The sequence below is a fragment of the Calditrichota bacterium genome, assembly GCA_014359355.1.
In the GTDB taxonomy this organism is placed as follows: Bacteria; Zhuqueibacterota; Zhuqueibacteria; order JANLFK01; family Oleimicrobiaceae; genus Oleimicrobium.
In genome coordinates, this window is the sequence record JACIZP010000155.1 from 1 (window position 1) to 7,583 (window position 7,583).

At 60.0% G+C, this 7,583-nt stretch carries 5 protein-coding genes; 2 read left to right on the forward strand and 3 right to left on the reverse strand.

Going from position 1 to position 7,583, the window contains the following annotated elements:
• Positions 1-1,730, forward strand: a 1,730-nt coding sequence (locus H5U38_06345) for a glycosyltransferase (protein ID MBC7186637.1), incomplete at its 5' end; no start/stop codon positions are given.
• A 366-nt stretch (positions 1,731-2,096) separates the two neighbouring features.
• Positions 2,097-3,644 (forward strand): alpha-N-arabinofuranosidase, encoded by a 1,548-nt coding sequence (locus H5U38_06350; protein MBC7186638.1) that lies wholly within the window; start codon positions 2,097-2,099, stop codon positions 3,642-3,644.
• Between the two features lie 565 nt (positions 3,645-4,209).
• Here H5U38_06350 and H5U38_06355 read toward each other — a convergent pair.
• From H5U38_06355 to H5U38_06365, 3 genes are all read right to left on the reverse strand, one after another.
• Positions 4,210-5,814, reverse strand: coding sequence for a DUF5597 domain-containing protein (locus tag H5U38_06355; GenBank protein ID MBC7186639.1), 1,605 nt, complete (start codon positions 5,812-5,814; stop codon positions 4,210-4,212).
• A gap of 244 nt (positions 5,815-6,058) precedes the next feature.
• Complete coding sequence (locus H5U38_06360; GenBank protein MBC7186640.1) at positions 6,059-6,961, reverse strand: alpha/beta hydrolase; 903 nt, start codon at positions 6,959-6,961, stop codon at positions 6,059-6,061.
• A gap of 153 nt (positions 6,962-7,114) precedes the next feature.
• The coding region (locus H5U38_06365) for a T9SS type A sorting domain-containing protein (GenBank protein MBC7186641.1) at positions 7,115-7,583 on the reverse strand (469 nt) is incomplete at its 5' end.

The following is a 7,583-nucleotide window of genomic DNA, read 5'->3' on the forward strand; positions in this document are numbered from 1 at the left end:
ACATCGTGGCGGCGGTTCCCAACGTCGTGTACATCGTGCTGGGGGCTACGCATCCGAACCTCATTCGGCGCGAGGGCGAGTCATACCGCCTCAGCTTGGAAAGGCTGGCGCGGGAGTTGGGCATCAAGCGGCACGTCATTTTCTACAACCGCTTCGTGGACATTGAGGAATTGAAGGAGTTCTTGGGCGCTGCGGACATCTACATCACTCCATACCTCAACCGCGCGCAGATCACCTCGGGCACGCTCTCCTATGCATTTGGCTGCGGCAAGGCGGTAGTGTCCACCCCCTACTGGCATGCGGAGGAACTCCTGGCGGACGACCGTGGCGTGTTGGTCCCGTTCGATGACCCCAAGGCGATAGCCCGGGAAGTCGTAGCCTTGCTTCAGGATGAGCCGCGCCGTCATGCTATGCGCAAACGCGCCTACATGCTGGGACGGGAGATGGTGTGGAGCAATATCGCTCATCTGTACGTGGAATCCCTGCAAAAGGCGCGCGTCAGCCGCCTGCGCAAGCCACGCCCCTTCCTGGTCAAGACGCTTGATGAAGAACGCGTGGGCCTGCCTACCATCAAGCTCGACCATCTGCTGAAAATGACGGACTCGACCGGCATCCTGCAGCATGCTCGCTTCTCGATTCCACACTTGGCCACGGGCTACTGCACCGACGACAATGCGCGTGGACTGCTGCTTGCCGTCCTGTTAGAGGAAGCCGGCGTGCAGCGGCCCGAGGTCACCGAGCTGGCGGTGCGTTGTGCGGCCTTTGTGGAATACGCCTTCAACGAACGCGCTCGCCGCTTCCGCAACTTCATGAGCTTTGACCGCCATTGGCAAGAGGAGGTTGGCTCGGACGACTGCCAAGGGCGGGTGTTGTGGGCACTCGGAGCCTGCATAGGGAGGTCACGCCATCGCCCCTTCCAAATGTGGGCCTTGCCGCTCTTTGAACGGGCGCTGCCGGTGATGCCCGAGCTCACCTCACCCCGGGCTTGGGCAACGGCGCTCTTGGGAATCAACGAGTATTGCCGCCACTTGCGGGGAGATCGCCGCGTTCATCAAGTGCGCTGCGAGCTTGGTGCGCGCCTGGTGCGCCTTTACAAGGAAAATGCTGCGCCTGACTGGCAGTGGTTCGAGCAGGTGGTGACCTACGACAACGGCAAACTTCCGCAGGCGCTCATCCAGGTGGGACGTTGGCTGCCGGACAAGGAAGCCCTGGAAATCGGCCTTGCCTCGTTGCGCTGGCTGGTGGAAGTCCAGACGGCCAAGGCAGGGCATTTCGCTCCCATCGGCTCCGATGGCTTCTATGCGCGCGGTGGCAAAAAGGCCCGATTTGACCAACAACCCCTGGAGGCGCAGTCTATGACTGCGGCCTGTCTGGAGGCCTATCTTGCCACCAACGACCTTTTCTGGTACGACGAGGCGCGCAAGGCGTTCGAGTGGTTCCTGGGACGCAACGACCTTGGCCTGCCTGTATACGACCCGAACACCGGCGGCTGCCACGACGCCCTGCACGTGGACAGGATCAACCTCAACCAGGGAGCTGAGTCCACTCTCTCCTTCCTGCTGGCTCTGACGCAGATGCGCCTGGTCGAGAGCACGCTGACGGCCTTCAACTCGCCCGCTGTGGGGGCCCTCGCCCCACCGATTGCGCGCCGTGCCCGCAGCAGCAAAAGCGCCGTCGCGAAGCAGAAGGTCGAGGACAGGGCCGGAGTCATGCCAGCAAAGACCGAGTGACGCGGGGCACGCGCCACCGCCCCCGGGAATGATTGCGCGGCATCGGTCTAATTAGCTTCCAATTCGCCCGCGCACATCTGTGCAGGCCGCGCAGCGAGCGCCGCTGCAGGACTTGCGGGGGCGAGGTCACTTTTTGCTTGCGTTTTTCTAACCGGTTGGGTATATTCGCGAAAAGGGAACGTGCTTGTAGAACGGTGGGCCGTAACATGTGGCAACCCTGGGCCGGGAGCGGAGAGCTGAGGCCTCGACGCTTGTGGAGCCGCTTAGGCTCGGCTAAGCCTGGGGCCACGGGCCTCGACCCGGAAAGTGCTGGTCCATGCCGATTTGGGGATAGAATCTACACACAACTATTGTGGGAGAAAGCCTATGCGTTGTATCATAGTACTGCTCTTGTGCGGCACAGTGGGCATTAACGGGCTGATTGCCGCAACCAGGCCAAATAGGGTCGTCATCAACGTGGATCTCGGGAAGGAGAAGATAAGCAAGTACATCTACGGCCATTTTGCCGAACATCTGGGCCACTGCATCTATGGCGGGTTCTGGGTTGGCGAGGATTCTCCGATCCCCAACACCCGGGGGATCAGAAACGATGTGATTGCGGCGCTCAAAGAGATCGCCCCTCCGGTCATACGCTGGCCCGGGGGGTGCTTTGCCGACACTTACCACTGGAAGGATGGAATCGGGCCCAGAGACCAGCGGCCCTGCATTGTCAATACCACGTGGGGGGGAGTGACCGAAGACAACAGCTTCGGCACCCACGAATTCCTTGACCTGTGTGAGCTCCTGGGTGCCGAGCCGTACATATGCCTGAATGTGGGCAGTGGGACGGTGCGAGAAGCTGCGGAGTGGGTGGAGTATGTGAACTCCGATGCACAGAGTCCCATGACGGAGCTGCGCAAGAAGAACGGCCGCGAACAGCCATGGAACGTCAGATTCTGGGCTGTGGGCAATGAAAGCTGGGGTTGCGGGGGAAACATGACCCCGGAGTTCTATGCCGACCTCTTCAAACAGTTCTCAACCTACTTGCGTTTCGGAAACCTCTACAGGGTGGCGAGCGGTGGAACCGATGCCGATTACCATTGGACTGAAGTCCTGCTCCAGAAGACGCAGAAGTATACGCACCTGATCCAGGGCTACTCGTTTCATTACTACACCTTCTGCCATGGATGGGACCACAAAGGCTCGGCGACGGAGTTCACCGAGAACGACTGGTTTCACACGATGAAGAATACCCTGCTCACGGAGCAGAGACTAGAACGGCACATCGCCTTGATGGATCAATATGACCCAGAGAACAGAATCGGCCTGATTGCCGACGAGTGGGGAAACTGGTTCGATGTTGAGCCAGGCACCAACCCTGCCTTCCTCTTTCAGCAAAACACGCTACGCGACGCAGTCACGGCTGCCCTCTACCTGAACATCTTCAACAACCACGCCCGGAGGGTCAAGATGGCCTGCATCGCCCAAACCATCAACGTGCTGCAGGCGATGTTGCTCACAAGAGGCGAGCAACTCGTTAAGACGCCCACCTTCTACGTGTTCAAGATGTACAAAGTGCATCAGGACGCCACTCTGTTGCCAATCACCGTGACGTGCGAAGATTACGAGTTCGACGGCATGGCCCTCCCGAGCGTGAGCGCCTCCGCTTCGAGGGACAGCGAAGGCAGGATCCACGTCTCCCTCGCCAACATCAATCCCAAAAAGGCCCTGGAGGTTGAGATCGACGTGCGTGGGGCGGAGCGACCTACACGGGTGCGCGGAGAAATCATCACTTCTCCAGCGATGAATGACTACAATGACTTTGGAAAACCGGAAAAGGTGAGTATCAGGCCTTTCTCAGGATGGAGGATAGAGAAGAATACACTCGCCGTTTCCCTGCCATCCAAGTCTGTGGTCACGCTGGAGATCAAGTAGGAGGGTGGTGCCGACGGCCGACGCTCATCATGGCTGCGGAGGCAAGGCCGGACGTCCAAGATAGCGCCAGTCGTGCTCTGGTTGCGAGACCACTCCACACCCCTCGGTCGAGAATAGCAGAAACCACTATCTGTATCAGGCGCAAGACAACTGCAAAGGCCCGAGGCGTCGGGTCTCAGCATTCCTTGTAATCGAACTCAACAGTTCATGCCGCAGGGACTCTAGCAATTCGGGCTGATCTGCCCATGCGCAACCCAGCCTGCCCTCTCACCGCGAACCGTCCTCTGCGATGTCCCGCTCCGAGAGGCCCAGGCCTTTCCGTCGACCAAAGATTGCCTTAGAGCCAAAGCAAAGCACCCTTCCGCCGGTAGAATCTGTCCCAGGGGAAGATCGTGGTCTTCGACCTCCGCAAGTTGCAGCGAGAGCTCAGGATTGGGCGACATGCGGCGATTCAAACATGGGAAGCCATCCTGGTAAGCCCTGATTTCTTTGGCCAGGAGTCCAACGACGGGCATTCTTCTCGAGGAGCACGCGCCCCGAGAAGCAACTGCAAGGCTAGGCTGCTTCACCAGTACCGATACAGGCGCACCCGCTGCAGGCCAAACTGGCCAAAGGGGATGCGCAGGTGCCTGCCCTGATGACTCTCGTCCCCGTTCAGTCGACGGCGCGGCACAAACCGACATCTGACGAAGCTCCCTTCATCGATTTGGGCAATCCCTGCTACTTGCCGCGTTCCCTCTGCGAAAGAGAAGGTGACGATGATGCCGCTGCCGGCGACGATGAACTCGTCACGGTCGGTCCTGAGAATGAGCCCTCCGACTTCGGGCCAGGAGGTCAAGTTCTCCGGCCGCCTTGCCCACTTGAAGGTAAAGTCATGCGCCACGGTCAAGACGTAGGGGTCGAAGTTGACGACGGCCTTCTGCTTCTCCTGACCCAGCAGGACTCCTGCCCGCTTGTCCCGACCTACGTAGTCAGGCAAGATCGGAGCCAACTCGCCCAGGAGCCGGTAGGCCTCTCCCAGGGGGTGCGAGCCTGGATCAGCGATGGACTCGATAGCGAAGGGGGAAAAACCGAGGGCATCGTGCTGGCCAACCGCGTAGAGCGCATACACGGCCGCCTGCTCTCCGCGGCTTGCCTCGGGTACAAACAGCGGATTCCCTGCATGGGTGTACTGCTCGCACCAGTTGGCAAAATCGGTGAAGTAAATATCGGGAGCGAAAAAGTCGATCGCCTGAGCGCCAGCCTGCCAAATGTCCAACAAGTGCGGCAGAGGGCCACCGCTGGGGTACTCTCCAGGCCGGTGCCCTGGCCTGTTCAGGGCAGCATTCACAAACATGGGAAGCGGGTACTCCTCTTTGCCCGCCGCCGCGACTTCGTCCACGTACCGGCACAGATACCACGCGGTGAATAGCTCCTCGGTGCGCTCCCCCGGGCCGAAAACCTCTTCCCATTTCCCGGAGGTACGAAACCCACTCTTGCTCCATAGTTCCGCAAGCTCTGGACGTAGGCTCTCCCGGTGGGAGACCAAGTACTGCATCAACGCGGCGGGGACTTCGCCGGCGAGTAACTCGGTCGCCTTCTCCCCGTAGTCCCGCGGGTCAGGTATCATTCCCACTTCGTTTTCCACCTGGACCATGAGCACGGTGCCCCGGCCGCCGTCACATTTGCGCAGGTGACGCATCAAGCTGCGGAAGGCGCGGGCGTCCGCTTCGCGGTTCGCCTCGTGGAACGGCGAGAGGATCTCAAGTGGCCGTCCGGATCGGTCGCGGGCGCGTGGGAAGCGATCTGGATTAGCCTTCACCCACAGGGGAGCATAGCAGGACATGCTGTTCTTCCAGGAACCGAACCACAGCAGCACGAGGCGGAAGCCATGCTGTCGCGCCTGGGCAATGAGCCCGTCCACCAGGGCGTAATCGTACACACCTTCCTGGGGCTCAAGCAGTTCCCAGTACACGGGCGCAAGAACTGTGTTCAGGCCCAGCTGCGCACACTTGGGCCACACAGCCGCCAGTGCCTGCAAGTCGGAGGCCGTGGAGTTGCCCAATTCACCGCCGAGAATCAGGAACGGTTTGTCGTCTACGAGGAGCTGAACAGCGCCACCCTGCTTGGCCAGGCGCGGGATTCCGGCTGCGAAAACGCTCGTAGCCGCTACCGCGGAAAGAGTGACCATTACAACCACTCGTCCGAGCTTCATGTGATGTGTCTCCCGCGGAGTCGCAAAGGAAATGCCCCGGTTTCCACCTGCTCAAGAGTCAACTCACCCACTGGGCCGGTTGGCCAGGCCCTCCCTCGGACTCTACAATCGTAACCCGGAGCCGGCCAGGTCTCGGGGCATCCTGCGAAGCATGTCGCCCCCTGAAGGAACACTCGCGGCTCGGCCTCATGATGCAGCGGAGGCCATGGCTCGGAAGGTTTTACTGCGCAACGAGTCCGTGCCTGCGCAAGAACTCCCGAATCTCCGCGAAGCAGTCAATCAGCGTTTTCCGGTCAAAGCCACCGTGTTTGCCTCCCGCGACGGTCACCAACTTATTGGGTACGCCGGCTGCGTCCAACGCGGCATGGAGGCGCGTGGCCTGTCCGTAAGGGACAACGTCGTCTTCACTGCCATGGATGGTGATGATTGGCGGCAGCCCTTTGCGCACGTAGGAGATGGGCGATACCTCACGAGCCAACTCCTCACGTTCCTTCATACTGCCAAACCACTCGATCGCATAGTGCTTGGCGTTAGGCCCTTGCAGCAGCTCCGCCACATCCGTAATGCCGTACCAGTTGACGATGGCAGCAACAGCCACTGCCGGTTCCTGCGCACCACTCCAGCGAACGCTGCCCTCCGTCGGGCACTGGCGGTCGAACGGCGAATACTGCGGCAACATGCCAGTGATGAGCGCGAGATGCCCGCCGGCCGAGCCTCCGGTCAGCACAAGCTTGCTGCGGTCGATACCGTACTCTGCGGCGTGGCTCCACACCCAACGCAGTGCACAACGGCAGTCCTCCACCGCCGCAGGTGCCAAAGAGTTCCGCGCAATGCGGTATTCGATGTTCACCGCTACCCAGCCCAAACGCAAATACGGCAACAGCTGCAACACATTCCGCTCCTTCTGCCCCGCCACCCATCCACCGCCGTGAAACAGCAGCACCGCTGGCCGCATCCTTGAGCGGTCCTTCGGCACATACAAGTCCAGCTTCAAGTCAGTGTTGTTGGCAGTGTGGTACGTGACATCAGGTATGATATCGTACTCACCAGCCACGTAGTCGACCCAGGGGTCCGCAGGTGGCTGCTGCCCTTGGGCCAGAAGCAACGGACCCCACAAAAGCATAACGATGATCGTGGCAACTCGCGATCGACTCATCAATCCTCCTTTTCCCGAATTATTCTCACCAGCCACGCGCATTCTTGAGCCCAAGACAGGACTTGATCCACATTGCAACTCGCGGTTCGCTTTGAAGGAACGCAGACTAGGGAACTTCGGCTATTCGAGCACGACCATTCTCCTCGTCTTCGAAAAGTTGCCCGCCGTCATCTTGTAAAAATAGATGCCAGGCCTTAGCTCCTGCGATGACGCCCGAACCCTATACCTCCCAGCAGGCAACCATGAGTTCACCAGTGTCGCTACCTCCTGCCCCAACAAGTTGTAGACCCTAAGCTGCACAAGGCACTCACGCGCTACGGCGAATTCGATTGTTGTCTCCGGGTTGAAAGGGTTGGGGTAGTTCTGCAACAGTGCGAAGTCAGTCCTTCCGGTGGCAAGCCCATCGATTCGTGAGAAGTAGTCGCCCGTCATGAAGCTTGCCACCGCCGAGTAGTCGCTGCTCCCATACTGATTGATGCCGCACACGCGCCAGAAGTAACGCTGGTTCGCAGCAAGCCCCGTGACCTGGGCAACCGTGTCGCAAACCACCGTGTCCACCATCAGGCTGCCAAACGTGCTTGTCACCGAC

What these genes read in the sequence shown, in the direction of transcription:
- H5U38_06350 (MBC7186638.1), top strand. Translation starts at nt 2,097, where the DNA reads ATGCGTTGTATCATAGTACTGCTCTTGTGCGGCACAGTGGGCATTAAC.
- H5U38_06355 (MBC7186639.1), bottom strand. Translation starts at nt 5,814, where the DNA reads ATGGTCACTCTTTCCGCGGTAGCGGCTACGAGCGTTTTCGCAGCCGGA.
- H5U38_06360 (MBC7186640.1), bottom strand. Translation starts at nt 6,961, where the DNA reads ATGCTTTTGTGGGGTCCGTTGCTTCTGGCCCAAGGGCAGCAGCCACCT.